This window comes from Nocardia sp. NPDC056564, assembly GCF_042793755.1.
Taxonomy (GTDB): domain Bacteria; phylum Actinomycetota; class Actinomycetes; order Mycobacteriales; family Mycobacteriaceae; genus Nocardia.
On record NZ_JBHTUR010000003.1, the window covers coordinates 322,288 to 348,273 of the forward strand.

Genomic DNA, 25,986 nt, shown 5'->3' on the forward strand with positions numbered 1-25,986 from the left:
CTCGCCGCCGCGTTCAAACTCCGCGGAACTCGATGTGGACCACTCTGGTGTTCGCGTCACGTTCATCGACCACCACATCGCGAAGCATCACCCTCCCCGCCGACGAGGTGAACCACTCTTGCGCCCGTTGAACACTCGGCGACGTCGCCAGGTCAGGACCGGCGATCGGCGTGGTCAGATATGGCGGAGCGTCCCGCGCGAAAGGAGCCGTGAACCGAGACTGCTCCAGCATCGAAGCGAAATCCGTAGGCGACATCTCCGCGGCCACCTGGTACTTCCGGTCTCGAATGATCTCTTTCCGGACGAGCAGCACCTTCGAGTTCCCCGGCAGCACCCACCCGCCGTACTCGACCGCTTCCCGCACGAGCTCGACACTGGTCGAGGTCTCCACTTCCGGCGCCGTCGCGCGATCGATGACGCTGTCGCACCCGGCCCCGGCCAACCCCACAACCGACAACATAAGGACACGCAGCATCCACCGACGTCCGGTCATCGAACAACCTCATCGCCCCGGAGCGGAAGTCTGCGGCTGCCCAGGCGGCAAGCTGAGTGATCCATAAGTAGGCAGGTCCCCCTCGTAATGCTTGATCGTCGAAGACCCGATCATATTGAACTCCCAGGCCAATCCTGCGGTGTGCAAAGCGCCCAACTGACGGTCTGACCACTCGATTCCGCCGATCTCGGTCTTCTTCGTACCGTCCCATGGCAAAGGTGTAGTCCTCCCAGGCTGATTGGAACGCCGCCGGTTTACCATGGTTGGCCGGGTCGAGCGCAGTCAGCTGGACAGACTTGGTGACGATGCTATCGATATGTCTCTTCAGTCCGGCGTCATCGTTCATGATCCGGTCCGGATCGAGCTTCAGATCATCACCGGTGTTATCAAGGTAATGCTCCAAGTGCACTTTCGCGTTGGGCAGCCCCGCGGCGTCAGCACCGGCCAACGCCACCGCGATCGTGTCCAGGAATTTGATGTCATCGTACCGGCTATACCACGGTTGTGAGCCGTGGCTGCCCTGGCCTGCATCGGTCGGCGGCGTCGGCGGCATTCCGGGGATCTGGGGCGCCATCAGCGCACGCCGCCACAGCCGGTTTTACACAGCAGAAGCAATGTTGTCCGTCCACCATATGTTGTCACCGAACCCAAACTTCCTATCCCCCAGATCAACTACGATTCTGTCCGGAATGCCGAAATCGTCCGCCCGAAAGGTCGGCACTGTCCGCCCGGGCGTATAGTCGAGTGCCTGCGCGATCCGCTCGACCACCGTCTTGATCGCCGCTTGGCGCGATTCCATTCCCTGTTTGAGCGCATCGAACGCCGCACGGATATCCGCTTGCGCTACCGCACTCACGGTCTTGCCCGCATACGGCGCCCACCCGCCCAGCGGGAAGGTCGCGCCGAGAACGGTCATCGGCTGCAGTATTCCGTCACTCAAGCCCGCCGCCTGGTTGTAAACCACTCGTTCGAGGCAGGCACCGCCGTTCTCGACAATCTTCGATACCGCCTCCAGGTCAAGGCTGCGCCCGGCAATTGATTGTCCGAGCGAGTTGGCGGATGTGCCGAAAGCCTGGGCGGCACCGCCCGACCATTTGCTTTGCAACCATCTGGTTCCGCCGATGAGATTTTCCGACGTGACGTAATCGTTGATGCCGAGCAGCGCGATTCGCCGGCCGATGGCTTGCAGGGCTTCCCAGTCCGCGACCAGCGGGGTGAGCACGTCTGCGGCAGGCTTGATGCCGATAGCCTCGTGCATGCGATCGTCGTAGACCGAGATCAGTTCGATGGCCGAGGTGACCATCTGGCGGACCGTGAACGAACTCTCATGAACGTCAGGCAGATTGGGCTGTTGCAGACCAGTGAATCGGCTGACGCCGTGCTCGGCACTCAACGAACTCGGCGTCCCCGAGCCGCCGATGGAGTTCATCGCGTTCGCGTTCGAGTCGTCGGTTTCCCGGTAGCTCGTTTCGACGGTGGCAAGATCGGCACCGAGTTTTTCGATGGTGGTCAGATCCGCCTGCTGCACAGCGGAGTACGCACTCTTGAACTTCTCCAGTGACTGTCCGATCGTCGCGATCAATCCCGACGAGCCCGCGGGCAGAGTCAGCGCAGACAGTAAGCGAGTGGCGTTCGAGGAGGACGTGGTCCCGATGTCCTGCTGATCCAGCCTGAACCCCGCAAGACTGGCCACATCGACCGTCAAGTTGGTCATGCTGTGCCCACAGCCCTCTGCCAGAGACAGAACTCATTGCTTCGCAAACACATCGGACATCCCCCCAACCTTCCCGCCTCAGCAGACCATACAGGTCCAGGACCCCGCCTGACGTGCTCAGCACCGTCCGATCATCTCGGGGAGCGCGCGCAACCCGCTCCGGAACACCGCACCCAGGCCGTCTCGGTCGTGATCCGCGCTAGCTCTCGAGATACGCACCGAGATTGCGGCCGGCTCCAACGCAGCGGTCTTGCGGACGTCGGGATTCCGTGAACGACGGATACCGGCTGGTCACTGCCTTGCCCGAGGACGAACGCCGCGACCGGGGCGGCTCGACCTTCTGACCAACACGGCGGGCAGTGTCGCCGCTGGACCGGAGTCCGCTCCCAGCTGACGGCGCCGGGTGAACAGAAATACAATCGCTTCGCACTGTGGGCGCGTTCCGGCTGGACGACCGCGAGACGAATCCTCGACTCAGGGTCGATACTGTTTGTACGCAAAGTGATTCATTCGTCGGGATCGAGCCTTCGGTCCGGCGCACAGGTCACCTGCCGGACCGGGTGGCGATAGGTAATTTCACGCTACGGGCCGGTAACACCCGTTCGCTGTGCACATATTTGGATAAGAGGTGCACACTACGCGGGACCGAGAGTTGCAACCCCTCGCCCGTCGTCCGGGCCAGCGCTCAGGAGAGGAAGGAGTCGGCGAGTGTTCAGCCGCATCGCCATCGTGAACCGGGGAGAGGCCGCTATGCGCCTCATCCACGCCGTCCGAGATTTGGCCGCGGCAACCGCGCGTCCGATCGAAACCGTCGCCCTGTACACCGACGTCGACCGGAACGCGACGTTCGTGCGCGAGGCCGACATCGCCTATGACCTCGGCCCCGCGTCCGCGCGTCCGTATCTGGACCTGAAAGCGCTGGAACAGGCGCTGATCGCGACCCGTGCCGACGCGGCATGGGTCGGTTGGGGTTTCGTCGCGGAAGATCCGGCGTTCGCGGAGCTGTGTGAGCAGATCGGCGTCACCTTCATCGGACCGAGCCCGGATGCCATGCGCAAGCTCGGCGACAAGATCGGCGCGAAGCTGATCGCCGAAGAGGTCGGCGTGCCGGTCGCGCCGTGGAGCCGCGGCGCGGTCGAGACCGTGGAAGCCGCCATGACCGCCGCGGCCGAGATCGGCTACCCGCTGATGCTCAAGGCGACCGCCGGCGGCGGCGGGCGCGGCATCCGCGTGGTCACCAACGACGCCGACCTGGTCGACGCCTACGAGCGCACCCGGCAGGAAGCCGCGCGCGCGTTCGGCAGCGGCGTCGTGTTCCTGGAGCGCCTGGTCACCGGCGCCCGCCACGTCGAGGTCCAGGTGATCGCGGACGGGCAGGGCACGGCATGGGCGCTCGGCGTCCGCGACTGCTCGGTGCAGCGGCGCAACCAGAAGGTCATCGAGGAGTCGGCGTCGCCGGTGCTCAGCGCCGAACAGGCCGCCGAGCTCAAGGCCTCGGCCGAGCGGCTGGCGATCGCGGTCGGTTACCGCGGCGCGGCGACCGTCGAGTTCCTCTACCACCCCGGCGATCAGCTGTTCGCCTTCCTCGAGGTGAACACCCGCCTCCAGGTCGAGCACCCGATCACCGAGTACACCACCGGTTTCGACCTGGTCCGGGCCCAGCTGCACGTGGCCTCCGGCGGCCGGCTCGAGGGCGAGATGCCCATCGAGCGCGGACACGCCATCGAGGCCAGGCTCAACGCAGAGGACCCCGACCGCGACTTCGCCCCGGCCCCCGGCCGCATCGCGCGCTTGAACCTGCCCGCCGGGCCGGGCATCCGCGTCGACACCGGCGTCAGCGAGGGCGACACGATTCCGGCCGACTTCGACTCGATGATCGCCAAGATCATCGCGTACGGCAGCGACCGCGAGCAGGCGCTCGGCCGGCTGCGCCGCGCGGTCGCCCAGACCAGGGTGATCATCGAGGGCGGCGCGACCAACAAGAGTTTCGTGCTCGACCTGCTGAACCAGCCCGAGGTGATCGACGCCAGCGCCGACACCGGCTGGATCGACCGCGTCCGCGCCGAGGGCCGGCTCGTCTCGCACCGGCACTCCGCCATCGCGCTCGCCGCGGCGGCGATCGACGCCTACGAAGAAGACGAGCGCGCCGAACAGCATCGGTTGCTGTCCACCGCGTCCGGCGGCCGTCCGCAGGTCCAGCACGAGAGCGGCCGTCCGCTCGATCTCAAGCTGCGCGGCACCGGCTACCGGGTACGCGTCGCGCGGATCGGCGCGCACCGGTTCCGCATCGGCATCGAGGCGGCCGGCGACATCCGGACCGCCGACGTCGATCTCGAGCGTTTCGACCGGCATACCGGCCAGATCATGGTCAACGGCACCCGCTACCGCCTGACCACCGGCACGCACGGCCCGGTCCACCTCGTCGATGTCGACGGCGTGACCCACCGGATCAGCCGCGACGAGGGTGGCGTCGTCCGCTCCCCCGCGCCCGCGCTGGTCGTCGCGACGCCGCTCGAGGTCGGCGCCGAGGTCGAGGCCGGCGCCCCGATCCTGGTGCTGGAGAGCATGAAGATGGAGACGGTGCTGCGCGCGCCGTTCAAGGCGCGGGTCAAGGAGTGCGCCGTCTCCGTGGGCAGCCAGGTGGAGACCGGCGCCCCGATGATGTGGCTCGAGCCGCTCGGCGACGGGGACGAGGCCGAGGCGGAAGCCGCGACCGGGTCGGTCGAGCTGGACCTGCCGGTCGGGCCCGCCCAGATCCAGCCGCACGAGCGCACCGCCCGCGGCCAGGAAGACCTGCGCAGCCTGCTGCTCGGCTACGACGTCGACCCGCACGACGACAGCCGCGTGCTCAGCGACTACCTCACCGCGCGCCGGGCCGCCCTCGCCGACGGCCGCAGGCCGCTGGCCGAGGAACTCGAGCTCATGGAGGTGTTCGCCGACCTGGCCGAGCTGAGCCAGAACCGCTCGTCCGAGGACGACGGCAGCCACAGCCACGTGCACAGCGCGCGCGAGTACTTCCACACCTACCTGCAGAGCCTCGACGTGGAACGGGCGGGCCTGCCGGAGTCGTTCCAGGCCAAGCTCGCCAACGCGCTGCGCCACTACGGCGTGACCGAGCTGGACCGCACCCCCGAACTCGAGGCCGCGGTCTTCCGGATCTTCCTCGCCCAGCAGCGTCCGTCCGACACGGTCACCGTCATCACCACGCTGCTGCGCGAATGGTTGCAGGAGCCGATGCCGGATCGCGCGCTGCGCGAACCGGTCGGCCTGGCCCTGGAGCGGCTCGTCGCGGCCACCCAGGTCCGCGTCCCGGTGATCGCCGATCTCGCGCGCGGCCTGGTCTACGCCTGGTACGGCCAGCCGTTGCTGCGCCGCAACCGCGCCCGCGTCTACACCAACATCCGCAAGCACCTGCGCTACCTCGACGCGCACCAGGGACCGCCGGACCGGGCCGAGCGCATCTCCGAGATGGTGCGCAGCACCGAGCCGCTGGTGCGGCTGCTCGGGCAGCGACTGGTCCGCGGCAACCGGGACAACACGGTCATGCTGGAGGTGCTGACCCGTCGCTACTACGGCAACAAGGGCCTCAGCGACGTGCACACCCGCGAGGTGGCCGGTTGCACCTTCGTGATCGCCGAACGCCGTGGCCTGAGCCTGGTGTCGGCGGCCGTGCGATTCGACGCGCTCGACACCGTGCTGAACGGGCTCACCGAGCTGGCCAGGGGCGGCGCCGCATCCATCGACGCCGACATCTACCTCAGCTGGGAAAAGCAGCCCGCGGACTTCGACGCGATGGCGTCGGCGCTGCACGAGGTGCTCGGCGGTTATCCGTTGCCGAGCCAGGTGCACCGGATCACCGTCGCGGTCGCGGGCAGCGGCGGCGCGGTGATGCACCACCACTTCACCTTCCGTCCGTCGGCCACCGGCATGGCCGAGGAGCGACTGATCCGCGGCCTGCACCCGTACATCGCCCAGCGGATGCAGATGCAGCGGCTGCGCAAGTTCGACCTCACCCGCCTGCCGTCCTCCGACGACGAAGAGGTGTACCTGTTCCGCTGCGTCGCCAAGGAGAACCCGTCCGACGAGCGCCTCATCGCGTTCGCCCAGGTTCGGGACCTGGCCGCGCTGCGTGAGCAGGACGGCAGGCTGCTCGCGCTGCCGACCGCCGAGATCGCCATCGCGACCTGTCTCGACTCGATCCGCCGAGCGCAGTCGATGCGGCCGTCGGCGAACCGGTTCAACACCAACCGCATCGTGATGTACATCTGGCCGCCGATCGACGTCACCCCGGCCGAGCTGGAGACGGTCGTGCGGCACGTGCGCCCGACCACCGCGGGCGCCGGGCTGGAGGAGATCCTGCTCATCGCGCGGCAGCGGGACCCGAAGTCCGGTGAGCTGACCAAGGTCGCCGTGCGCATCGGGTTCGACGCCACCGAGGTCACCGTCGGTGAGCGCACCGACGACGTGATCGAGCCGCTCGACGAGTACCGGCAGAAGGTGCTCCGGGCCAGCAGCCGCGGCACCGTCTACCCGTACGAATTGACCGGCCTGCTCGGCGAATTCGACGAGTACGACCTCGCCCCCGACTACACGCTGGTGCCGGTCGACCGGCCGAAGGGACGCAACACCGCGGCGATCGTCGTCGGTGTGGTCAACACGCCGACGAAGCAGTACCCGGAGGGCATCAGCCGGGTGGTGCTGCTCGGTGATCCGACGAAATCCCTTGGCGCGCTGTCGGAGCCGGAGTGCCGCCGGATCATCGCGGCGCTGGACCTGGCCGAGCAGATGCAGGTGCCGCTGGAGTGGTACGCGCTGTCCTCGGGCGCCAGGATCTCCATGGAGTCCGGCACCGAGAACATGGACTGGGTGGCGGCCGCGCTCAAGCGGATCGTCGAATTCACCCAGGACGGGCGCGAAATCAACATCGTGGTCGCGGGCATCAACGTCGGCGCGCAGCCGTACTGGAACGCCGAGGCGACGATGCTCATGCACACCAAGGGCATCCTGGTGATGACGCCGGACTCCGCGATGGTGCTCACCGGCAAGCAGGCGCTGGACTTCTCCGGCGGTGTGTCGGCCGAGGACAACTTCGGCATCGGCGGCTACGACCGCGTGATGGGCCCGAACGGCCAGGCCCAGTACTGGGCACCGGATCTGGCCGCGGCGCGCGACGTGCTGATGGCGCACTACGACCACACCTACATCGCACCCGGCGAGCAGACGCCGCGGCGGTCGCAGACCACCGATCCCATCGATCGCGACATCTCCGACTTCCCGCACATGCTGGCGGACAGCGACTTCCGTACCGTCGGCGAGATCTTCTCCGCGACCGCGAACCCGGATCGCAAGAAGCCCTTCGACATTCGGTCCGTCATGCGTGCAGTGTCCGACCAGGACCACGCGGTGCTGGAGCGCTGGGCGGGCATGGCCGACGCCGAGACCGCGGTGGTGCAGGACGCGCACGTCGGCGGTATTCCGGTGTGCCTGTTGGGCATCGAGTCCAGGGGCGTGCCGCGGCGTGGCTTCCCGGCCACCGACGGACCGGACACCTACACCGCGGGCACCCTGTTCCCGCAGTCGTCGAAGAAGGCGGCCCGGGCGATCAACGGGGCCAGCGGAAACCGGCCGCTGGTCGTGCTGGCCAACCTGTCCGGCTTCGACGGCTCGCCCGAGTCGATGAAGAAGCTGCAGCTGGAGTACGGCGCCGAGATCGGCCGCGCGATCGTGAACTTCCAAGGGCCCATTGTGTTCTGCGTGATCTCGCGGTATCACGGTGGCGCGTTCGTGGTGTTCTCCAAGCAGCTGAACCCGAACATGACCGTGCTCGCGCTGGAGGGTTCGTTCGCCTCGGTGCTCGGTGGCGCTCCGGCCGCCGCGGTCGTGTTCGCCGGTGACGTCAACCGGCGCACCGCGAACGATGCCCGGGTGCGGGACCTGGCGGCGCGGGCCGCGAACGCGTCCGGCACCGACCGCGCGACGCTGACCGCCGAGCTCGACGAGACCAGGTCGTCGGTGCGCACGGAGAAGCTGAGCGAGGTCGCCGCGGAGTTCGACAAGGTGCACAACATCCACCGCGCGGTCGAGGTCGGCTCGGTCGACGCCGTGATCAGTGCGGCCGAGCTGCGGCCGCGGATCATCGAGGCGATCGAGGCGCGGCTGGGCTGATCGACAGCCGCACGTGCGGTAACGGAGGGCGGGGACCGATATTCGGTCCCCGCCCTCCGGCGTTTCCGGCCGAATGCGATGAAGGTCTCGGAGCCAGTGCGAACGATTCTGAGTACCGTCGAGATCGGAGGGGCCGGGGAGAGGAATTACGCCATGATGCCGCGGATTTCGAGCGTCATCGAGAGACGACTGCTTATCAATTACCGGGTCGAGCCCGAGGTGGTCGCGGACCTGCTGCCCGCGCCGCTACGTCCGCACCTGGCGAACGACTGGGCGGTCGCGGGAATCTGCCTGGTCCGGCTCGGTCAGGTGCGTCCGGTCGGGTTGCCCGGCGCGGTCGGGGTGCGCAGCGAGAATGCCGCGCACCGAATTGCCGTCGAATGGGACGGTCCGGACGGGATCGAGAGCGGTGTCTATATTCCGCGGCGGGACAGCGGATCGTCGTTGAATGTGGCGCTCGGCGGACGACTGTTCCCCGGCGTGCACAGTTTCGCCCGCTTCGACGTCGTGGAGAGCGAACGCGACCTGCACGTCGCTTACACGACTCGCGACAATTCGACCCGGGTCAGCGTGGATGTGCGCACCGTCGGCGAATTCGGCGGCAGCATGCTGTTCCCCGACCTGACCGCCGCGTCGGACTTCTTCCGCGCGGGTCGCGTCGGGTACTCGGCCAGCCGCGACGGCAGCCGGCTCGACGGCCTCGAGTTGTCCACCGACGCCTGGCGGGTGCACCCGGCGCACACCCACGCCGTCCGCTCGACCTTCTTCGACGATCCGACCCGATTCCCCAGCGGCAGCGCCACTCTCGACTGCACGCTGCTCATGCGCGACGTCCCGGCCAACTGGAACGTCACCGAGCCGATGCGGCTACCCGCGATGGCCTGATCCGGCTCGGGCCGGGCCCGCTGCCGCACCGAACGATGCGACCGTTGACAAAGCGGAACATCGCTCCGCATATTGAATCGGAGCGATGTTCCGCTTCGGCGCGCTTCGCGCTGACTCTTCCGAAAACCGCAGTCGCCGAACGGAATCGGCGACGGTCATCGAACGGAAAGACGCATCATGAACGAACCCGCCCTCGGCGCGACACCCGTCCTCTCGGTCAGCCCGATCACGCTGCCGGCTCCCGGCCGGCCGGTCGACCTGCAACTGCGGGTGTCCGCACCGACGACCGGCAGCGATCTGCCGATCATCCTGCTCTCGCATGGCCAGGGCCATTCGAACAATCTGTCCTCGCTGAACGGCTACGCACCCCTGGTCAACTTCTGGGCGGCGCACGGTTTCGTCGTCATCCAGCCCACCCACCTGAGTTCCTCCACCTTGCGGTTGGATCCCAATACCCCTGGGGCACCGATGTATTGGCGGTCACGGGCGCAGGACATGACATACATCCTCGACCAGCTCGACACGCTCGAATCCGCCGTGCCGCAACTGTCCGGGCGCATGGACCGCGGCAAGGTAGCGGTCGCCGGGCACTCGATGGGCGGGCACACCGCGAGCCTGTTGCTCGGCGCGCGGCTCGCCGATCCGGACGACGGAACCGAGGTGAACCTCGCCGAGCCGCGCATCACGGCGGGCGTGCTGCTGGCCGCGCCCGGCCGGGGTGGCGACGCCCTCACCGAGTTCGTCACGCGGAACTACTCATTCTTCTCGACCACGGACTTCACCACGATGACGACCCCCGCGCTCGTGGTCGCCGGCGACCAGGACGCTTCGGCGCACCTGACCGTCGACGGCCCGCGCTGGCACACCGATCCGTACTTGCTCGCGCCCGGCCCGAAATCCCTGCTCACCCTCTTCGGCGCGGAGCACGGGCTCGGCGGGATCTCGGGCTACGACGTCGCCGAGACCACGGATGAGAATCCCGCCCGCGTGGCGGCGGTCCAGCGACTCACCTGGGCCTACCTGCGCAGCAGGTTCTATCCGGGCGACCTCGCCTGGCAGTCGGCGCAGGACGCGCTGACGGCGGGCGCCGACCCGCTCGGCCGGGTGGAGTCGAAGTAAGCCGAAGAGGAGTCCTCCGAATACCGCGAAACACGGTGCGATGCATGCTGATCCGGATATGTCGGCGGCTACCGCTAGCCTGCTGACATGGTCGGAATGGACTCGGCGCTGCGCCGGCTGACGCGCGATGCGGGCAAGCTGCTGCTGCCCTATGGTTTCGAAGGCTCGGAGGGTTCGTGGGCGCGGGAGGTGCCGGGCGGTCTGGCGTCCGTCGGACGCACCCGGACGCAACGCACCTGGACCGACGGGCAGCAGGTGCTCAGGTTCGGGTTGTGCTTGACCGCGACACCGCTGGCCTGGTGGGAGTTCCGCAACTGGCGCAACGCGCAACTGGGCCTGCCCCTCGTGCCGATCGAGCAGGCGAGCGGGCCCGGCCTGCTCAACGAACGCGGCCTGCCGGAGCACCTGACCGAGCTGTGGTCGTTGCGGGTCGACCCCGGCCTACCCGGCGGACACGCGCTGCAGGCGGACGTCGACACCATTCGGGCCGAGCTACCCAAGCGCGTGCACGCCTACGCGCGCCGGGCACTTCGACTACTCGAACCCGACGAATACCTCGATGAGCTGCTGACCGATCCGGACCCGCGGTTCGCGACCTGGGAGGCGATCGTCGTCCTGCTCGCCGACCGTGGACCGGGTCCGGAACTCGACGAGGCGGTCACGCGACTTCGTGCGTGCCAGGCGGATCCGGATACGTCGGACTACGTCGAAACCCTGATCGAGTACGCGCAAGGTCGTGCCGCGCTGGTGTGAGCAGATGCGTTCGCGGCCTTGCCAATAGGTTGCCGGAACTCGAGTCCCCCGCCCCTTCCCCTCCCAACATATAGCGCACTACGGGGCTTGCCGCAAGGCCCCGGCGGTACGGCATACTCATGCGCCGTAGCCAGAACCTGCGTAAATGGGAGTTATTGAGTGACCGACACCGACGTAATCATCGTGGGCGCCGGCCCGAGTGGCCTGATGCTGGCCGGTGAGCTGCGCCTTGCCGGAGTGCGTTCGCTGGTTGTGGAACGGCAGTCGCAGCGGCGCGACACCCCGAAGGCCAGCGGTATCGGCGGGCGAATCCTGGACCTGCTGCGTTACCGCGGCCTGCTCGACCGGTTCGAGGCGGTCAGCAGCGATCCGCACACCGCGCCCCGATTCCCGTTCGGCAACATCTATTTGGACTTCACCGGCATGGCCGACGTGCCGATGCACGCGTTGCCGATCCCGCAGCGGGAGATCGAGCGGCTGCTCGACGATCACGCTCGCGAACTCGGCGCCGAGATCCGGCGCGGGCACGAGGTGGTCGGGGTGCGCCAGGACGAGCACACGGTGACCGCGGACGTACGCGGACCGGACGGAACCCATCAGGTGACCGCCCGCTACCTGGTCGGCTGCGACGGTGGACGCAGCCGAATCCGCGAGCTGGCCGCAATTCCCTTCCCCGGCACCACCTATCCGGAGGTCAACCGGCTGGCCCAGGTCACCGTGCCGGATACGGTGGCGGTGCTGGACAACGGCGACATCGAGGTCCCCGGGCTGGGCCGGATCAATTCCGGATTCACCCGGACCGACCGCGGGGTGTTCGCGTTCGCGATCATGGACGGCGTGTGGTCCATGCAGACCACCGAGGACGAGTCGGCCGAATACGACGACGACGAACCGCTGACCATGGCCGAGATGGCGGCCAGCGCTCGCCGGGTGCTCGGCGCGGAGCTGCCGCTGGGCGAGCCGATTCGGCTGTCGCGCTACACCTTCAAGGATCGGCAGGTCGAGCGCTACCGGGACGGGCGGATCATGCTGGCCGGCGATGCGGCCCACCTGTTCCCCGCCACCGGCACGGCGCTCAATGTGGGCATGCTCGACACGGTCAACCTGGCCTGGAAGCTGGGCGCGGCGGTCAACGGCTGGGCGCCGGACGGCCTGCTCGACACCTATCACGACGAACGCCACTTCGCCGGCGCCCGCGCCATGCTGCAAACACGAGCACAGGTGGCGTTGCGGCGCGGCGACGATCCGGCCGCCGACGCGCTGCGGCAGGTGTTCCAGGAACTGGTCAGCGATGAGCCGGCGTTGCGGCGCATGGGCGAGCTGGTCGGTCATGCCGATATTCGCTATCCGATGCCCGGTTCCGAGCACCACCCGTTGACCGGCACGTTCGCGCCCGACCTGACCCTGCACACCGATGCGGGCGTCACCGGTGTCGCGGAACTGCTGCGCGCCGCCCGGCCGGTCCTGCTCGACCTCGCGGATCGTCCGGAGTTCCGGGAGATCGCCGGCGAGTGGCGGGACCGCGTCGATATCCGGACCGCGAAAGCCGGTGACCGCCCGGCCGATGCGCTACTGATCCGCCCGGACGCGCACATCGCCTGGGCCGCAACCATCGACGAACCCGTCGAGAGCGCGGTGCGCACGCTGCGCGAGGCGCTCACCCACTGGTTCGGGGCTTAAGCGAGTCGTGGCCGTCCTCGCGAGGGCGGCCACGGCATTGTTCGCGCCGTCCGATCAGGCCCAGCCGGGCTCGGGCGAGGCCTCGATCTCCTCGCCGACGCGGGCCAGCACATCGATCTGGGCCGGGTTGTAGAGATCGTTCACCGCCACCTCCGCCGCCTGCCAGGCATAGCGCGCGCCCCGCGGCGCGTCGACATACGGGTTCAGCAGATTCGGATGCTTGGTGAGCATCGTCCGGACCTGCGGCACCATCCTCGTGGCCAGATTTCGGCGGGTCTTCACGTCGGCGTCGGCGGGCAGGTTGTCGAACTCGACCGCGGCGGGATCCGCCTTATAGGTCTGGAGCATCTCGATATACGCGTCGATGCCCGCCGGGCCGAGCACCCGGGCCAGCACGACGACGAACGCGCGATCGGCGTCGGACAGATCCGCGCGCGCGGCCGCCTGGGCCAGCGCGGGCGGCAGATCGGTCGGTGCGGCCTGCCGCAGGGTCTGGGCCAACTCGACCCGAATGCGTTGCATGCGTTCGATGCTCGCCGCGAGCTCGGCGTCCAAGGCGCGCAGTGCCTGTTCGGGATGTTCGGCGGCCTCGCCCATCTCGGCGATCTGGGCCAGCGAGAACCCGAGATCGGTCAGGCGCTTGATCCGCAGCAGCCGCACCAGGTGCGCGACGCCGTAGCTCTTGTAGCCATTCGACCGTCGTTCGGGCTCGTTGAGCAGCCCTACCTCGTGATAGTGCCGCACCGCCCGCACGCTCGTGCCGGCGAGATCGGCTAGCTGACGAGTACTCCACGCCACGACTGCCCCCTCAGGAATCGGAGTTGCCGGCACACCGGTGCCGACGATCGACTCCAGTCAAAACCATGCCGCTGCGGCATGGTCAACCGGCCGCTACGTCAGCCGCTGAGGGGCCTGCGATCATTTGGCATCCCAGTAGCACTCCACGATCGCCGTCGTGAACGGAAAACGCACCGGCGTCGGCCCGAACGCGATCCGGCCCGCGTCGTCGGCCGCGGCGGCGATCATCGCCGCGACCTGCGCGGCCTCCTCTGCGGGGCAGTGCACGATGACCTCGTCGTGCTGGAAGAAGACGAGTTCGGCGCGCAGGCCTGCGGTGTATATCGCCCGGCGCAGGCCGGCCAGCACCAGCAGGGCCCAGTCGGCGGCGCTGCCCTGCACCACGAAGTTGCGGGTGAAACGACCGCGAGCGCGGGCCGCGGCGGTGCCGTACCGGACTTCCTCCTGGGGCAGGTCCGCCTCGTCGGGCAGCGCGACGGACACCGGCGTGCAGGTGCGGCCCATCCAGGTCCGGACCAGGCGGCCCTCCTCACCGGCGTGCGCCGCGTCGTCGACGTACGCGATCGCGGCCGGATACCGGCGGCGGAGTTCGGCCATGTGGGTGAGGGCGTCGCCGGAGGTCTGGCCGTAGATGGCGCCGAGCAAAGCGATTTTGGCCTGATCCCGGTCGCCACTGAAGGCGCGGGCGGCCAGGTCCGCGTACAGGTCGTCGCCGCGGCCCGCGACCTCCATCAGTCCGGGATCACGGGACACCGCGGCCAGGACGCGCGGCTCCATCTGGTCGGCGTCGGCGACGACCAGCGACCACCCCGGGTCCGCGCGGATCGCCTGCCGGACCACCTTCGGGATCTGTAGTGCGCCACCGCCGTTGGTGGTCCAGCGGCCGGTAACCGTGCCGCCGGGCAGGTATTCGGGCCGGAAGCGGCCCTCGTGCACCCATTGTTCGAGCCAGGCCCAGCCGTTGGCGGTGTGCAGGCGGTAGAGCGATTTGTAGGCAAGCAGCGGTGCGACCGCGGGATGATCGATCCGCTGGAGTTCCCATTTCCGGGTGGAGGACAACAGGATTCCGGCCCGGGCGAACGCCTTGATGATGTCCTGCGGCAGATCCGCCCGGACGCGCACGCCGAGCGCCCGCGACACCTCGTCGGCCAGCTCCGCCATCTTGCGCGGTTCCGAACTGCCGGGGAAACGTTCGCCCAGCATCTTGTCCAGCAGCTCGCGGTGCACGTCCGCGCGCCACGGAATCCCGGCCTGCTGCATCTCCGTGGCCACCAGCATGCCCGCCGACTCAGCGGCGACGAGCAACCGCATCCGTTCCGGATATTCCGTTTTCGCCGTGCGCGCTACCTGATCCGCGTAAACCTCCAGCAGGGCGGTGAATTCGTCGGTGCCGGGCGGCAGCGGCACCGGGCCGGACTCGAACAGTGACGGTTGTGTCTCGGCGGCTCGGGCGGGCGCGTCCAGCGGGACGGGCAAGTTGTGCAGCCGCGCCCACGCGGCCGCCAGCGACCGCGGCTGACCCGACTGCCCCTCCTCGTGACCGATCAGCAGGGACTCCGCGGTCTGCACGTCGTAGCAGCGGTCGACCCGCACACCGGCCGCCAGCAGGGTCCGGTAGATCTCCGCCGTGGACCGCCAGACCCACCGATCGACCTCGGGGCGCGAGCGCACCGCCTCGACCAGCGAGGGCTCGTGCAGCACCGGCCCCGCCGGGTGACCGTCCTGATCGAGCGGACACAGACGCGCACCTCCCTCGCCCGCCTCGGCCACCGCCCATCTCATGCCCCAGAGTCTGGCATCGGGGACCGACATATCCGCCCGGCCGCGCGCCGGAGTCGCGATCGGCTCCCCCGGATTGCTTGTAAAGAAGTCTTTCTAAAGATATCTTTAGATGATGGCCGATCGGCATGTGCCCAGCTCGATCCAGCTCACCGATCCGCGAGCGCTGCGCGCCTACGCGCATCCGACGCGACTGGCGCTGGTGGGGCTGTTGCGGCAGGAGGGGCCGATGACGGCGACCCGGGCGGCGGATGCGATCGGGGAAAGTGTGGCCGGCTGCTCGTTTCATCTGCGACAGCTGGCGAAGTACGGGCTGGTGGAGGAGGCCGGGGGCGGGCGTGGGCGGGAGAAGCCGTGGCGGGCCACCGCGTTGTTCACCAGCTGGGCGGCGCACACCGCCGATCCCGCGGCGGCGGCCGCGGCGGAAGCGCTCGAATCAGCGGTCGCCGAGCGGTATTTCGAACTCATGGCGCGGTGGATTCGGACCAGGGCCGAGGAGCCGGCCGACTGGCAGGAGGCCGCTCGGTTCGGCGACACGGTACTGCACCTGACCGTGGCCGAGTTGACCGAACTGGGTGCGAAGTTCGATGAGTTGCTGCGGCCGTATCTGGGGCGGCTCGACGACGCGGATGCGCGGCCCGCTGGGTCGCGGCCGATCACGCTGTTGCAGTTGGCTTTTCCCACGGACACCGCCGATCGGGACAACAAGTAGGTCCGACAGCCGTGCCCGCGCCGCCCTCGATCTCGCTGTCCGGCCGGAGAAAACGCTGGTTCCCCGAGCTGCTGCGCGACGTGAGCTTCCGCCGATACTGGACCGGCCAGACGATATCCACCCTCGGCGACCAGATCTCGCTCGTCGTGATCCCGATGGTCGCCGTCCTGGTCACCCATGCCGACGCCACCCAGATGGGCCTGCTGGTGGCGGCAGGATGGTTGCCGCACTTGCTGTTCGGCTTGCAGGCCGGCGTCTGGGCGGATCGTCGCGCACGCCGGCGCCGGGTGATGATCGCGGCAGATCTCGGCCGGTTCGTCCTCGTTGCCAGTATCCCGCTGGTGTACCTCTTCGACGGGCTGACCCTCACCCAGCTCTACGTGGTCGCGTTGTCGGTGGGCACGCTGTCCGTCTTCTTCGACGTCTGCAACGCGTCTCTGTTCCCCGCTCTCGTTGCGCCGCAACGCTATATCGCGGGCAACTCACTGATCAGCGCCAGCCGCGCGATGTCGCAGATGGCCGGGCCGAGCATCGGCGGCCTTCTGGTACAGCTGATTTCGGCGCCGGTCGCCCTGCTTGCCGACGCCGTGTCGTTCCTGGCCTCCGCCGTCGCCCTGGCGCACATCGCGCCGCCGGAACTGCCTGCGCAGCAAGCGGTTCGCGGGCAGTTCACCGGGGGCATCCGGTTCATCGCGGGCTCGCCCATCATGCGCGCCGCGCTGGCCGCCACCGCCACCGTCAACTTCTTCACCTTGATGGTGGCGGCGTTGTTCATGCTGTATGCCATCGACGTTCTGCGCCTCGAACCCGGTGCGATCGGCCTGGTTCTGGGTGCGGGCGCGGTCGGCGGCCTACTCGGCGCGGTCACCGCGGGCCCGCTCGCCGACCGGATCGGCGTCGGCCCGACCTTCGTTGCCGGCTGCGTCGTGTTCCCGGCTCCGATGCTGCTGATTCCGGCGGCGCACGGCACCGGCCCGGCTGTGCTCGTCCTGCTCACCGCCGCCGAATTCGGTTCCGGCCTCGGCGTCATGTGGCTGGACGTCACCGCGTCGTCCCTCTTCACCGCGATCACCCCGAATCGCATGCTCGCCCGCGTTTCCGGCGCCTACCGGGCGGTCAACTACGGGGTCCGCCCGCTCGGCTCGCTGGCCGGTGGCACGCTCGCGACCGCTGTCGGGCTGCGCCCCACGCTCTGGATCGCTACCGTCGCCGCACTCAGCGCCTTCCTCTTCTTGCTCCCCTCCCCCATCCCTCGCCTCCGGACCTGCACGGACAACGGCTAGCGGCGCGGACTCCCCCGAGTTCGCGGGCCGGTGCCACCGAAATTGACGGCACACGCGCGGCCGTGACCCAGCCGTACGCTGTGTGGACACCCGGGAGCGCGAACGAGGCTTCCGGTGCCGCCGTAGGGAGGTGGGCGGTGCAGGTCACCGAGTTCAGCGTCTTCGGGCTGCGGTCATCGATCTGCGGGTTCGCGGACAACCGCTGACTTTTAGGCTGTTTCCGATGATCCATATCGGTCAGCCGCAGTTCTACCGTGCGGTCGCCGACCGGCTGCGCGAATGCGATCTGATCGTCTCCGAAGGAGACGATACGCCCAGTTCGACCGGCCACGCGATCGTCCTCGCCCTGCGAATGACACTGCAGCGTTCCGCGCGGACCCTGGTGCACCAGGACATCAATCATGCGGCGCTCGGCGTACCGGTCATGTGGCCGGAGCATTCATCGCGCCGCAGTCGACGGCGGCGGCTACCGGTGCTGTCCCTGCTCGACCTGCTGCTGCTCACCCCGTTCTACGTGGCGGTAATGGCACTCGGCGGTCGGGATTGGTTGTTGCGCAGTCGATTCGAGATCTACGACAACACCGAGGTGCGGCTCCGGTTCATGCACAAGACCTTTCTGCACGACCGGGACGAGGACCTCGTGTCAGCCCTGACCGAGATACACGAGGAACGCGGGGATCGTCGGGAAGTCGTCGCGATCGTCTACGGCGCGGCGCACATGCCCGCCGTAATCGAGGCACTGAACACCCGTTTCGGCTACCGAGCCGTCGGCGCCGAATGGCTGACGGTCTTCGACACCGCCATGCACTACCGCCCGATCGACTAGCCTCCCCGCAGGCCGCGCACATCCCAGCGCAGCGCGCACATTCTGCGGAATCGTCCGCTGGACACGAGACACGCCCTAAACGCTCATCGCGGGTTCGCGCGCCAGCGGTTCGGGGAGCGGGTCGGCGTGAATGATGTGGAGGTTGCTGACGGCTCGGGTGAGGGCTACGTAAAGGCGTTGCAGGCCAAGCTGTTCCGCCGCGGCGATGCGGGCGGGTTCGACGACCAGGACGGTGTCGAACTCCAGACCCTTCGCGAGCGTGACCGGGACCAGCGCCAGGCGGGCGGGGTCGGCGTTTTCGTCGTCGGCGCCGAGGACGGTGTGCGGTAAACCGTTGGCGGACAGTACTCGACGCAGTTCGGGGATGTCGGCATCGGCGGCGATCAGTCCGATGGACCCCTCCTCGGTCAACGCGCGAGCACATGCCTCGAGCATCGTCTGGGTGATGTCTTCCGGTGCCGCCCTGACGATTCGGAGAGCGTCCGCCGAGCGGCGATACGAGGCGGGACCCCGCAATTCCGGGGCGATGTGCGGGAGCAAACGGGCGGCGTAATCGATGATCTGCGCGGGGACGCGGTAGCCGCGGGTGAGTTCCTCGATCTGCCCGTCCGGTCGGCCGAGGTGGGCGAGTACCGCGGTCCAGTCTTCGGCGGCCGACGGACTGGTGGCCTGGGCCAGGTCACCGAGGACGGTGCAGGCGCCGGCGACGCGGCGGCCGATCGCGCGGATTTGCATCGGGCTGAGATCCTGCGCCTCGTCGACGACGACGTGACCGAGCTTGGCCGGGCGTTCGATCAACCCCGCGGCCTCATCGATGAGGGCGAGGTCGGGGCTGGACCAGGTCATCGTTCGCGGACCGCGCGGGCGCGGCGTACGCAAGATGGCCGCTTGTTCCTCGGCGCGGAGAATCCCGTCCGCCGCGCGGGCGAGCTCGTCCGGATCGGTGAGAATGTCGAAAACCATTCGGACCGCGTCGGTTTCGGGCCACATCCGCTGGACCGCGCGGACGATCGCCCGGTTCCGGCAGAGCTGGCGCAGCGTGCCCGGACCGGCCGGACTGCCGCTGCGTTCCAGCTGACGCAACACCAGCAGAGCCAGTCGCTGGGCGAGCAACTCGATGCCGCTGCGATAGTCGGTCCCGCGCTCGCGCACCCCGGCGAGTTCGTCGGCGAGTTCCTCGGGATACAGATGCCACGTGCGCTGGGCATGCTTCACCGGTACCGACTCCTCCAGCGGCCGGATTCGCGAAAATAGCTGCCGCCGAAGGACTTCGGCCATCCGCGCATCGCCCTTGATCCGTTCGGCCCGCGGATCGTCGACCCGCGTCACGGTGATGCCCGAGCTGGTCAGCTCGTCGATGGTGGTCTGCAAGACCTCCACCTCGCCGAGCGCGGGCAGCACATTGCGGACGTAGGCGAGGAACGCCCGGTTGGGACCGATCACCGCTACCCCGCCCTCCCGCTGCAACCGTTCCCGCTCGGTGAACAGCAGATACGCCAGCCGGTGCAGGCCGACGGCGGTCTTCCCGGTGCCGGGCGCCCCCTGCACACACAGCGTGCGCCGCAACGGAGAACGCACCAGGCTCATCTGTTCGGGCTGGATCGTGGCCACGATGTCGCGCATCGGGCCCGTGCGCGGCCGCTCGATCTCCGCGGCCAGCAGATCGCTCGCGTCGGACGGGGCGAACCGGGAGTCCAGCGATTCGTCCTCGAAGGCGGTCAACGCACCGTCGTGGTCGAAGCCGAACCGGCGGCGCACCCGGACCCGCATCGAATCCTGTTGGCTCGCTTCGTAGAAGGCACGCGAGAGCGGCGCACGCCAGTCGATCACCATCAGCTCGCCCGCCTCGTCGCTGACGCCGCGGCGGCCGATGTAGACGCGATCGCTGTCGGGCGCGGACGACGGCGCGCCGATATCCCGGACGGTGTCGTAGACCTCGCCCAGCGGAAAGTCCAGACGTCCGAAGAACAACGGCACCTCGTCGAGCCCGGACAGCTCCCTGATCTGCCGCTGATGGAACTGCCTGGCCGCGAAGTTCTGCATCTTGTCGAAGACGTCGCCCTCGCCCCGGCCGGTGGCCAGCGCGGTCACCGCCGCTTCGCGCATGCGCGCCAGCGCCGCGCGGCAGTCGCTCAGGTAGTCGCGTTCGACCCGGATCTCGGGTTCGACGTGGTGGTCGTGATCGGTGTGTTGCATGGTCGCGTCAACCCCCACTCGATAGACAGATATCTTAACTCGGTTAATTATATGACCGTGTCAAATCATTTACGTGGTTATATTTCGCTAGGCTGGGGCCATGGAAGAACCCGGGTTGCGCGAGCGCAAGAAGAGCCGCACGCGGCAGGCGATCGTGGACGCGGCCTTCACGCTGTTCCAGGAATCGGGGTTCGACGGCGTCTCGGTCGCCGATATCGCGGCGGCGGCCGAGGTGTCCAAGCCCACGCTGTTCGCCTACTTCCCGACGAAGGAAGATCTGGTGCTGCGCCGGTTCATCGGCGGCGGGCGGGGGTCCGCGGTCGTGGTCCGGGAACGTCCGGCGGGCACGTCCGCGCTGGGCGCGCTCCGGCGGAACTTTCTCGATCTACTCGCCGAGCGAGATCCGCTCACCGGACTCAACGACACGCCGGAGGCCGTCACGTTCCACAGCCTGCTGTACTCGACGCCCGCACTGATGGCTCATCTGGCCGGCTACATGGTCGCCCAGGAGCAGGATCTCGCCGACGCACTGCGCGATACCGTCGAGCCGGACGACGCGTTCACCGCGCATCTCGTTGCGGCACAGGTGTTCAGCGCACAGCGGATCCTCACGTATCACAATGCCCAGGCGATCCGCTCCGGTCGGAGCGCCGACGAAATCTACCCCACGGCGGTGGCGCGGACCGAGGCCGCCTTCGGTCTCCTGGAGCGCGGCCTGGCCGCAGATCACTGACGGCGGCCTAGTCGACGGGCGCGGCGAAGAAGCCGTCGACCAGCCGGCCGGCGTACTCGGCGGTCAGCGCGCTGGGCCGAAAGAGGATGCGGTACATCATCGGAGCCACCACCCGGTCGAGGACGTCCTCGGGATCGGGCGTCGGTTCGCCGCGACTGTCCGCCCGCGCGACGATCGCCGCGATCTGCGCCAAGGCGTAGTCGGAGCACTGCCCGGCATTCGACCCATCGGGGTCGCCGAGCAGCGCGTCCCGGATGTAGGCCCGACCGGGCGGCGAGTTCATCTCGTCCAGGAATTGCTCGGCCCACGCGGTCAGATCACCGGTCAGGGTGCCGTGATCCTCCGGTTCGGTGTCCGGGCGCAGGCGTTCGACCGCGACGTCGCTGAGCAATTCGCGCAGGTCACCCCACCGCCGGTAGATCGTCGACGGGGTGACGCCGGCCCGGGCGGCGATCAGCGGAACGGTCAATCCGTCGCGCCCGAGCTCGGCCATCAGCTCGTGCGTGGCCGTGTGGACCGCCTGTTGGACGCGCGTGCTTCGCCCTCCGGGACGGACCATCGGCTTGCGGCTCATGCCGTCACCCTAATTCGCCGCCCACCGCGGCGACGAGCTCGTGGCGGTCCGCTCGTAGGCCCGCCCGACGCGCAGCAGAGTCGCCTCGCCGAAGGGATGGCCGAGGAGTTGCATGCCGATCGGCAGCCCCGTGCGGTCATTGCCGACCGGCACCGACAGCGCGGGGACTCCGGTGATATTCGCGGGCGCGGAGAGCCGGACGTAGGCATCGGCAACCGCTTCGGTGGTGCCGTCTGGCCAGGTCACCGTTTCTCGGCCGACCGGGACGGCGGTGATCGGAACCGACGGCGCCGCAACGACATCCACGTGCTCCAGCAGGCCCGCCCAGGCACGGCGCAGCAGCGTCCTGGCGCGTTGCGCGCGCAGATAGTCCGCCGCCGACAGCAGCTCACCCGCCTCCAGCAGGACCCGGACGTCGTCGCCGTACCGCTCGCCGTCCGTGCGCAGCGTCCGTTCGTGGGCAGCGCTGGCCTCCGGAACCATCAACCCCCACTGGATTGGCTGGATGTATCGGGTCATGGGGATCTCGACGTCGACGAGTCGAGCGCCGAGCCCGCGCAGGTGCTCGATGGCGCGCCGGACCGCGGCCGTGATCTCGGGGTCGACGCGGTCGAAGTAGTAGTTGGCCGGTACCCCGACGCGCAGCCCGGTCAGGTCGGCCGGCCCGTCGAGGTCGACGGCGGGTGCGGGCACCGAGGCCGGATCGCGGACGTCGTACCCGGACAACGCGTTCAGCACCAGTCCGGCGTCGGCGACGGTGCGCGTGATCGGGCCGACGTGGTCCAGTGACCACGACAGCGCGACCACGCCGTGCCGGGAGACGCGCCCGTAGGTCGGCTTGAGTCCGACCACACCGTTGAGCGCCGCGGGGACCCGGATCGACCCGCCGGTGTCGGTGCCCACCGCGAACGCCGCCGCCCCGGACGCCACCGCGACGGCCGATCCGCCGCTGGATCCACCGGCGACCCGAGTGGGATTGCGCGCGTTGCGCGTCTGCGGGGTGATCAGCCCGTAGGCGAATTCGTGGGTGTGCGTCTTGCCGAGCAGGACCGCGCCTGCGGCGTCCAGCCGCGCGGCGACGGCGCTGTCGGACGCGGCGCGATGGGTGCCGCGCACGCGCGAACTGGCCGTGGTCGCCAGACCGGCGACATCGATCACATCCTTGAGGCCCATGGGGATTCCGTGCAGTGGGCCTCGGTCGCGCCCGTTCGCGATGTCGCGCTCGGCCGCGCGGGCCGCGCCGCGGGCTCGATCCGCGGTCACCGTGACGTAGGCGCCCAACCGTGGTTCCACCTGCTCGGCCCGGCGCAGCACCGCATCGACCAGTTCGACCGGCGAGATCTCTCCCGCGCGGATCGCCGTCGCGGCCGCGGTCACGGTCAGCTCATGCGGTTTCATCGCGACCCTCCTGCGCGTGATAGACGGCGGCGGGTGCGATGTCGTCGAGGTCGAGTTCGCGCAGCACCGAGACGACGGAGTGGACGTGCTCGGCGGTGGCGGCCAGGCCTGCGTGCCGCTCGGCCGGCAATACCAGCCCCGCGCGGGCGGACCAGCGGGCCGCTTCGGACGAGGTCAACGGAGGGGTGGACATGGGGCCTCTCGATTGTCGGGCACACAAAAGCGAATCGTTTGCGTTAACGCCAGACTAGGGACTACCGTCGCTTAACGCAAACAAATAGCTTTTACCTCGCAGCCGGAGGAAATCTCATGCCCACAGCGACCGCTCCGTCCTGGACCGTCGGCGATCTCACCGTCCACCGCATCGATGAGATCGCGCTGCCCGCGCACACCGGCGCCTGGCTGCTGCCCTCCGCCACGCCCGACGTGGTCGCCGAACAGCCTTGGCTCCAAACACATTTCGCCGACACCGGCGGCACCTTGAAGCTGCACAGCCAGACCTTCGCCCTGACGATCGACGGACTGCGGGTCCTCGTCGACACCGGCATCGGCAACGGCAAGACCCGGGCGAACCCGGCCTGGGACAACCTCGACACCGACTACCTCCGGCGCCTCGACGCGGCCGGCTACGCCCCGGAGTCCATCGATCTCGTCGTGCTGACCCATCTGCACACCGACCATGTCGGCTGGAACACCCACTGGCGCAACGACACCTGGACGCCGACCTTCCCCAACGCCCGCTACCTCGCCTCCCGCACCGAATGGCGGTTCTGGGCCGATTACGACATGGACGCGGCCCGCAGGCAGATGTTCGACGACTCCATCCGCCCCGTCGACGACGCCGGACTCCTGGACATCCTCGACGTCCCCGACCACGGACTAGACGTCGTCCCCGGCCTGCGCCTGCTCCCCACCCCCGGCCACACACCGGGGCACCTCGCCGTCGAGCTCGGCGACCGCGACGCCGTGATCACCGGCGACTGCGTCCACCATCCCGTCCAATTCGCCGACCCCGCCATCGGCAGCTGCGTCGACATCGACCCGCACCGAGCCGAGGTCTCCCGCCGCGATCTGCTCCGATCCCTCACCGGCACCGGCACTCTCGTGCTCGGCACGCACTTCCCCGCCCCCACCGCGGGGCTGGTCACCGGCGACGAAGCCGGCTACCGGCTCGTCCCGTCCTGAAACGCGTCGTCGGTCCGGCGTCAGTGCCGGCAGAGCCACTCGGTGCCGTAGTGCGCGGCGTTGTCGCCGGTGAGATGGACCCAGTGGCCGTCGCCCTCGCAGGGTGCGCCCTCGACTCGGGCGCCGTCCTGCGGTGTGGTCGTCGGGGTTTCGACCGGCGGGGTCGTTTCGGGGCCGGCGCCGTGGTTCGGGTTGGTGCAGATCGTGCCCTCGCACGGCACCCAGGTGCCGTCGCCGTTCGGGCTGGGGATGGCGTTGGGGCCGATGTAGCTACCCAGTGGACAACCCGGATCCTGGTTCTTGGCACAGTATTCCGGGCTCAGATTGTTGTTGGTGGAGCCGTCGGCGCCGCGCTGCTGAGTAGGTGTCGGAGCGGGGCTCGCCGCCGGTGCCGACGTCGTGGTCGGCGCGGCTGATGTGGTCGTCGTCGCCTTCACGCTCGTGGTGCTCGGTGCGGGCTCGGAGTCGTCCGAACACGCGGCGGCGCCGAAAATGGCGACCACCCCGATCAGGACTGCCAACGTGCGTTTCATATCCCTGCCTCTCGACTGGACCACGAATTCGATGCCTGGCTATCACCGGGCGATCATCGGCCGCGCGAGCCAAGTCTTCCCGCGGATCGTCTCGGGGCGGCGCATTACGGCCTGCGCCGGTGTGTCTGCGCTCGGGCCGCGACCGCGGTCTCTAACTTTCGACAGAGAGACAACTACCGCTGCAAGGTGATGTGCCGGACGGGCTCTCCCGGCAACACTGGACCGCACGCCGAGCCAACGGGCCGGCGCCGAATATTCGACCAGCGAGGAGTGGATCAGATGGCGCAGCAGGAATGGCACGGAACGGTGGTCAAGAAGTCGCGCGGCCTGCTCGACGGAGCCAACCTCTATCGTCGGCTGGTGGTGCGGCTCGACGATGGGAGCACGGTGAAGGTCCGGGTCGGCCGGACGCTCTGGGATTCGATCGACGCGGGCGACTCGCTGACCAAACACAGTGGCGCCGAACCTGTCAAAGACTGATGCCGGTCACGGTGCTGATCGCCGACGATCAGGCGTTGGTGCGCACCGGACTTCGGCTCATCCTGGAGACCAGGGACGACATCGAGGTCGTCGGCGAGGCCGAAAACGGTGCGGAGGCAGTGGTTTTGGCCGCCGAGACCCGGCCGGATGTCGTCCTGATGGACCTCCGGATGCCGGAGGTCGACGGCGTCCAGGCCACTCAGCAATTGATGAAGGCGCGGCACCGCCCGTCGGTGATCGTGTTGACCACCTTCGACGAGGACGAATTGCTGTACGCGGCATTGCGGGCCGGCGCGGGCGGTTTCCTGTTGAAGGATGCCCGGGCGGCCGAACTGGTCGAGGCCATCCGCGTGGTGGCGGGCGGGGAGGCGCTGCTCGCGCCCCGGGTCACCCGGCGGCTGCTGGACCGCTTCGTGGCCGAGGTGCACCCCGAACCCGCGGCGACGCCGCACCTGGCCGAGCTCACCCATCGCGAGATCGAGGTGCTCACCCTGATCGCCCAGGCGGCCTCCAACGCCGAGATCGCGGCGAAACTCGACGTCACCGAAGGCACCGTGAAGACCCATGTCTCGGCCATCCTGCGCAAACTCGGACTCCGCGATCGGGTGCAGGCGGTGGTGCTCGCCTACGACCTCGGCCTGGTCCGGCCGCGCCCGCCCAGCGAGTGAGGCGGGTGAGCC

22 protein-coding genes are annotated in these 25,986 nt (G+C 68.7%); 13 read left to right on the forward strand and 9 right to left on the reverse strand.

Annotated elements, in window-relative coordinates; all coding sequences use genetic code 11:
• Nucleotides 1-13 precede the first annotated feature (13 nt).
• The gene (locus ACFQ9K_RS09310) at nucleotides 14-391 is read right to left on the reverse strand and encodes a hypothetical protein (RefSeq protein ID WP_378725460.1); all 378 of its coding nucleotides are present in this window, start codon (nucleotides 389-391) and stop codon (nucleotides 14-16) included.
• Nucleotides 392-809: 418 nt separating this feature from the next.
• Here ACFQ9K_RS09310 and ACFQ9K_RS09315 point away from each other — a divergent pair, with 418 nt between their 5' ends.
• Nucleotides 810-1,001, forward strand: a complete 192-nt coding sequence (locus tag ACFQ9K_RS09315; protein WP_378725458.1) for a hypothetical protein — start codon at nucleotides 810-812, stop codon at nucleotides 999-1,001.
• Nucleotides 1,002-1,091: 90 nt separating this feature from the next.
• Here the strand turns inward: ACFQ9K_RS09315 and ACFQ9K_RS09320 are convergent, their stop codons facing one another.
• Nucleotides 1,092-2,207, reverse strand: a complete 1,116-nt coding sequence (locus ACFQ9K_RS09320; RefSeq protein WP_378725456.1) for a hypothetical protein — start codon at nucleotides 2,205-2,207, stop codon at nucleotides 1,092-1,094.
• 708 nt (nucleotides 2,208-2,915) lie between these two features.
• Here ACFQ9K_RS09320 and ACFQ9K_RS09325 point away from each other — a divergent pair.
• From ACFQ9K_RS09325 to ACFQ9K_RS09345, 5 genes are all read left to right on the forward strand, one after another.
• The gene (locus ACFQ9K_RS09325) at nucleotides 2,916-8,372 is read left to right on the forward strand and encodes a carboxyl transferase domain-containing protein (RefSeq protein WP_378725453.1); all 5,457 of its coding nucleotides are present in this window, start codon (nucleotides 2,916-2,918) and stop codon (nucleotides 8,370-8,372) included.
• A 153-nt stretch (nucleotides 8,373-8,525) separates the two neighbouring features.
• Nucleotides 8,526-9,257 carry a DUF2071 domain-containing protein gene (locus ACFQ9K_RS09330; protein WP_378721184.1) on the forward strand — a complete coding sequence of 244 codons (732 nt, stop codon included), beginning with the start codon at nucleotides 8,526-8,528 and terminating at the stop codon, nucleotides 9,255-9,257.
• Between the two features lie 177 nt (nucleotides 9,258-9,434).
• Nucleotides 9,435-10,376: an alpha/beta hydrolase family protein gene (locus tag ACFQ9K_RS09335; protein ID WP_378721182.1), complete on the forward strand. Its 942-nt coding sequence runs from the start codon at nucleotides 9,435-9,437 to the stop codon at nucleotides 10,374-10,376.
• Nucleotides 10,377-10,463: 87 nt separating this feature from the next.
• Entirely contained in the window at nucleotides 10,464-11,129 is a 666-nt protein-coding gene (locus ACFQ9K_RS09340) for a hypothetical protein (RefSeq protein ID WP_378721181.1), read from the forward strand.
• 159 nt (nucleotides 11,130-11,288) lie between these two features.
• On the forward strand, nucleotides 11,289-12,809 hold the full coding sequence (locus tag ACFQ9K_RS09345; protein WP_378721180.1) for an FAD-dependent monooxygenase: 1,521 nt from the start codon (nucleotides 11,289-11,291) through the stop codon (nucleotides 12,807-12,809).
• A 54-nt stretch (nucleotides 12,810-12,863) separates the two neighbouring features.
• On the opposite strand, the gene ACFQ9K_RS09350 is transcribed toward ACFQ9K_RS09345, so the two are convergent.
• Both ACFQ9K_RS09350 and ACFQ9K_RS09355 read right to left on the reverse strand, forming a co-directional pair.
• Nucleotides 12,864-13,607 (reverse strand): MerR family transcriptional regulator, encoded by a 744-nt coding sequence (locus ACFQ9K_RS09350; protein WP_378721179.1) that lies wholly within the window; start codon nucleotides 13,605-13,607, stop codon nucleotides 12,864-12,866.
• A gap of 120 nt (nucleotides 13,608-13,727) precedes the next feature.
• Nucleotides 13,728-15,389 carry a bifunctional 3'-5' exonuclease/DNA polymerase gene (locus ACFQ9K_RS09355; RefSeq protein ID WP_378721178.1) on the reverse strand — a complete coding sequence of 554 codons (1,662 nt, stop codon included), beginning with the start codon at nucleotides 15,387-15,389 and terminating at the stop codon, nucleotides 13,728-13,730.
• A gap of 112 nt (nucleotides 15,390-15,501) precedes the next feature.
• Between ACFQ9K_RS09355 and ACFQ9K_RS09360 the strand changes: the two genes are divergently transcribed.
• The 3 genes from ACFQ9K_RS09360 to ACFQ9K_RS09370 all read left to right on the forward strand — a co-directional run bounded on the left by ACFQ9K_RS09360 (nucleotide 15,502) and on the right by ACFQ9K_RS09370 (nucleotide 18,207).
• Nucleotides 15,502-16,098 carry a winged helix-turn-helix domain-containing protein gene (locus ACFQ9K_RS09360; protein WP_378721177.1) on the forward strand — a complete coding sequence of 199 codons (597 nt, stop codon included), beginning with the start codon at nucleotides 15,502-15,504 and terminating at the stop codon, nucleotides 16,096-16,098.
• An 11-nt stretch (nucleotides 16,099-16,109) separates the two neighbouring features.
• Entirely contained in the window at nucleotides 16,110-17,381 is a 1,272-nt protein-coding gene (locus ACFQ9K_RS09365) for an MFS transporter (protein ID WP_378721176.1), read from the forward strand.
• Between the two features lie 223 nt (nucleotides 17,382-17,604).
• A complete protein-coding gene (locus tag ACFQ9K_RS09370; RefSeq protein ID WP_378721175.1) occupies nucleotides 17,605-18,207 on the forward strand; it encodes a hypothetical protein in 603 nt (200 codons plus the stop codon).
• A 75-nt stretch (nucleotides 18,208-18,282) separates the two neighbouring features.
• Here the strand turns inward: ACFQ9K_RS09370 and ACFQ9K_RS09375 are convergent, their stop codons facing one another.
• On the reverse strand, nucleotides 18,283-20,403 hold the full coding sequence (locus tag ACFQ9K_RS09375; RefSeq protein WP_378721174.1) for a HelD family protein: 2,121 nt from the start codon (nucleotides 20,401-20,403) through the stop codon (nucleotides 18,283-18,285).
• Nucleotides 20,404-20,503: 100 nt separating this feature from the next.
• Here ACFQ9K_RS09375 and ACFQ9K_RS09380 point away from each other — a divergent pair, with 100 nt between their 5' ends.
• Complete coding sequence (locus ACFQ9K_RS09380; RefSeq protein WP_378721173.1) at nucleotides 20,504-21,136, forward strand: TetR/AcrR family transcriptional regulator; 633 nt, start codon at nucleotides 20,504-20,506, stop codon at nucleotides 21,134-21,136.
• Nucleotides 21,137-21,143: 7 nt separating this feature from the next.
• Here the strand turns inward: ACFQ9K_RS09380 and ACFQ9K_RS09385 are convergent, their stop codons facing one another.
• The 3 genes from ACFQ9K_RS09385 to ACFQ9K_RS09395 are packed head-to-tail and all read right to left on the reverse strand — an operon-like array spanning nucleotide 21,144 to nucleotide 23,301.
• The gene (locus ACFQ9K_RS09385) at nucleotides 21,144-21,710 is read right to left on the reverse strand and encodes a TetR/AcrR family transcriptional regulator (RefSeq protein ID WP_378721172.1); all 567 of its coding nucleotides are present in this window, start codon (nucleotides 21,708-21,710) and stop codon (nucleotides 21,144-21,146) included.
• Nucleotides 21,711-21,719: 9 nt separating this feature from the next.
• Nucleotides 21,720-23,108 carry an amidase gene (locus ACFQ9K_RS09390; protein ID WP_378721171.1) on the reverse strand — a complete coding sequence of 463 codons (1,389 nt, stop codon included), beginning with the start codon at nucleotides 23,106-23,108 and terminating at the stop codon, nucleotides 21,720-21,722.
• Nucleotides 23,095-23,301: a hypothetical protein gene (locus ACFQ9K_RS09395; protein ID WP_378721170.1), complete on the reverse strand. Its 207-nt coding sequence runs from the start codon at nucleotides 23,299-23,301 to the stop codon at nucleotides 23,095-23,097. The genes ACFQ9K_RS09390 and ACFQ9K_RS09395 overlap by 14 nt, the downstream gene beginning before the upstream one ends.
• 116 nt (nucleotides 23,302-23,417) lie before the next feature.
• On the opposite strand from ACFQ9K_RS09395, the gene ACFQ9K_RS09400 reads away from it, so the two are divergent.
• Nucleotides 23,418-24,293, forward strand: coding sequence for an MBL fold metallo-hydrolase (locus ACFQ9K_RS09400; protein WP_378721169.1), 876 nt, complete (start codon nucleotides 23,418-23,420; stop codon nucleotides 24,291-24,293).
• Between the two features lie 20 nt (nucleotides 24,294-24,313).
• Here ACFQ9K_RS09400 and ACFQ9K_RS09405 read toward each other — a convergent pair whose 3' ends face one another.
• Nucleotides 24,314-24,826 (reverse strand): hypothetical protein, encoded by a 513-nt coding sequence (locus tag ACFQ9K_RS09405; protein ID WP_378721168.1) that lies wholly within the window; start codon nucleotides 24,824-24,826, stop codon nucleotides 24,314-24,316.
• A gap of 279 nt (nucleotides 24,827-25,105) precedes the next feature.
• Here ACFQ9K_RS09405 and ACFQ9K_RS09410 point away from each other — a divergent pair, with 279 nt between their 5' ends.
• Together ACFQ9K_RS09410 and ACFQ9K_RS09415 are read left to right on the forward strand one after the other, a co-directional pair.
• A complete protein-coding gene (locus ACFQ9K_RS09410) occupies nucleotides 25,106-25,306 on the forward strand; it encodes a hypothetical protein (protein ID WP_378721166.1) in 201 nt (66 codons plus the stop codon).
• On the forward strand, nucleotides 25,306-25,974 hold the full coding sequence (locus ACFQ9K_RS09415) for a response regulator (RefSeq protein ID WP_378721164.1): 669 nt from the start codon (nucleotides 25,306-25,308) through the stop codon (nucleotides 25,972-25,974). The genes ACFQ9K_RS09410 and ACFQ9K_RS09415 overlap by 1 nt, the downstream gene beginning before the upstream one ends.
• Nucleotides 25,975-25,986 lie beyond the last annotated feature (12 nt).

Bases quoted from the DNA above. Each gene is read 5' to 3' on its own strand.
- ACFQ9K_RS09315 (WP_378725458.1), top strand. From the start codon at position 810: ATGTCTCTTCAGTCCGGCGTCATCGTTCATGATCCGGTCCGGATCGAG.
- ACFQ9K_RS09320 (WP_378725456.1), bottom strand. From the start codon at position 2,207: ATGACCAACTTGACGGTCGATGTGGCCAGTCTTGCGGGGTTCAGGCTG.
- ACFQ9K_RS09330 (WP_378721184.1), top strand. From the start codon at position 8,526: ATGATGCCGCGGATTTCGAGCGTCATCGAGAGACGACTGCTTATCAAT.
- ACFQ9K_RS09335 (WP_378721182.1), top strand. From the start codon at position 9,435: ATGAACGAACCCGCCCTCGGCGCGACACCCGTCCTCTCGGTCAGCCCG.
- ACFQ9K_RS09340 (WP_378721181.1), top strand. From the start codon at position 10,464: ATGGTCGGAATGGACTCGGCGCTGCGCCGGCTGACGCGCGATGCGGGC.
- ACFQ9K_RS09355 (WP_378721178.1), bottom strand. From the start codon at position 15,389: ATGAGATGGGCGGTGGCCGAGGCGGGCGAGGGAGGTGCGCGTCTGTGT.
- ACFQ9K_RS09360 (WP_378721177.1), top strand. From the start codon at position 15,502: ATGGCCGATCGGCATGTGCCCAGCTCGATCCAGCTCACCGATCCGCGA.
- ACFQ9K_RS09370 (WP_378721175.1), top strand. From the start codon at position 17,605: ATGATCCATATCGGTCAGCCGCAGTTCTACCGTGCGGTCGCCGACCGG.
- ACFQ9K_RS09375 (WP_378721174.1), bottom strand. From the start codon at position 20,403: ATGCAACACACCGATCACGACCACCACGTCGAACCCGAGATCCGGGTC.
- ACFQ9K_RS09380 (WP_378721173.1), top strand. From the start codon at position 20,504: ATGGAAGAACCCGGGTTGCGCGAGCGCAAGAAGAGCCGCACGCGGCAG.
- ACFQ9K_RS09385 (WP_378721172.1), bottom strand. From the start codon at position 21,710: ATGAGCCGCAAGCCGATGGTCCGTCCCGGAGGGCGAAGCACGCGCGTC.
- ACFQ9K_RS09390 (WP_378721171.1), bottom strand. From the start codon at position 23,108: ATGAAACCGCATGAGCTGACCGTGACCGCGGCCGCGACGGCGATCCGC.
- ACFQ9K_RS09395 (WP_378721170.1), bottom strand. From the start codon at position 23,301: ATGTCCACCCCTCCGTTGACCTCGTCCGAAGCGGCCCGCTGGTCCGCC.
- ACFQ9K_RS09400 (WP_378721169.1), top strand. From the start codon at position 23,418: ATGCCCACAGCGACCGCTCCGTCCTGGACCGTCGGCGATCTCACCGTC.
- ACFQ9K_RS09405 (WP_378721168.1), bottom strand. From the start codon at position 24,826: ATGAAACGCACGTTGGCAGTCCTGATCGGGGTGGTCGCCATTTTCGGC.
- ACFQ9K_RS09410 (WP_378721166.1), top strand. From the start codon at position 25,106: ATGGCGCAGCAGGAATGGCACGGAACGGTGGTCAAGAAGTCGCGCGGC.
- ACFQ9K_RS09415 (WP_378721164.1), top strand. From the start codon at position 25,306: ATGCCGGTCACGGTGCTGATCGCCGACGATCAGGCGTTGGTGCGCACC.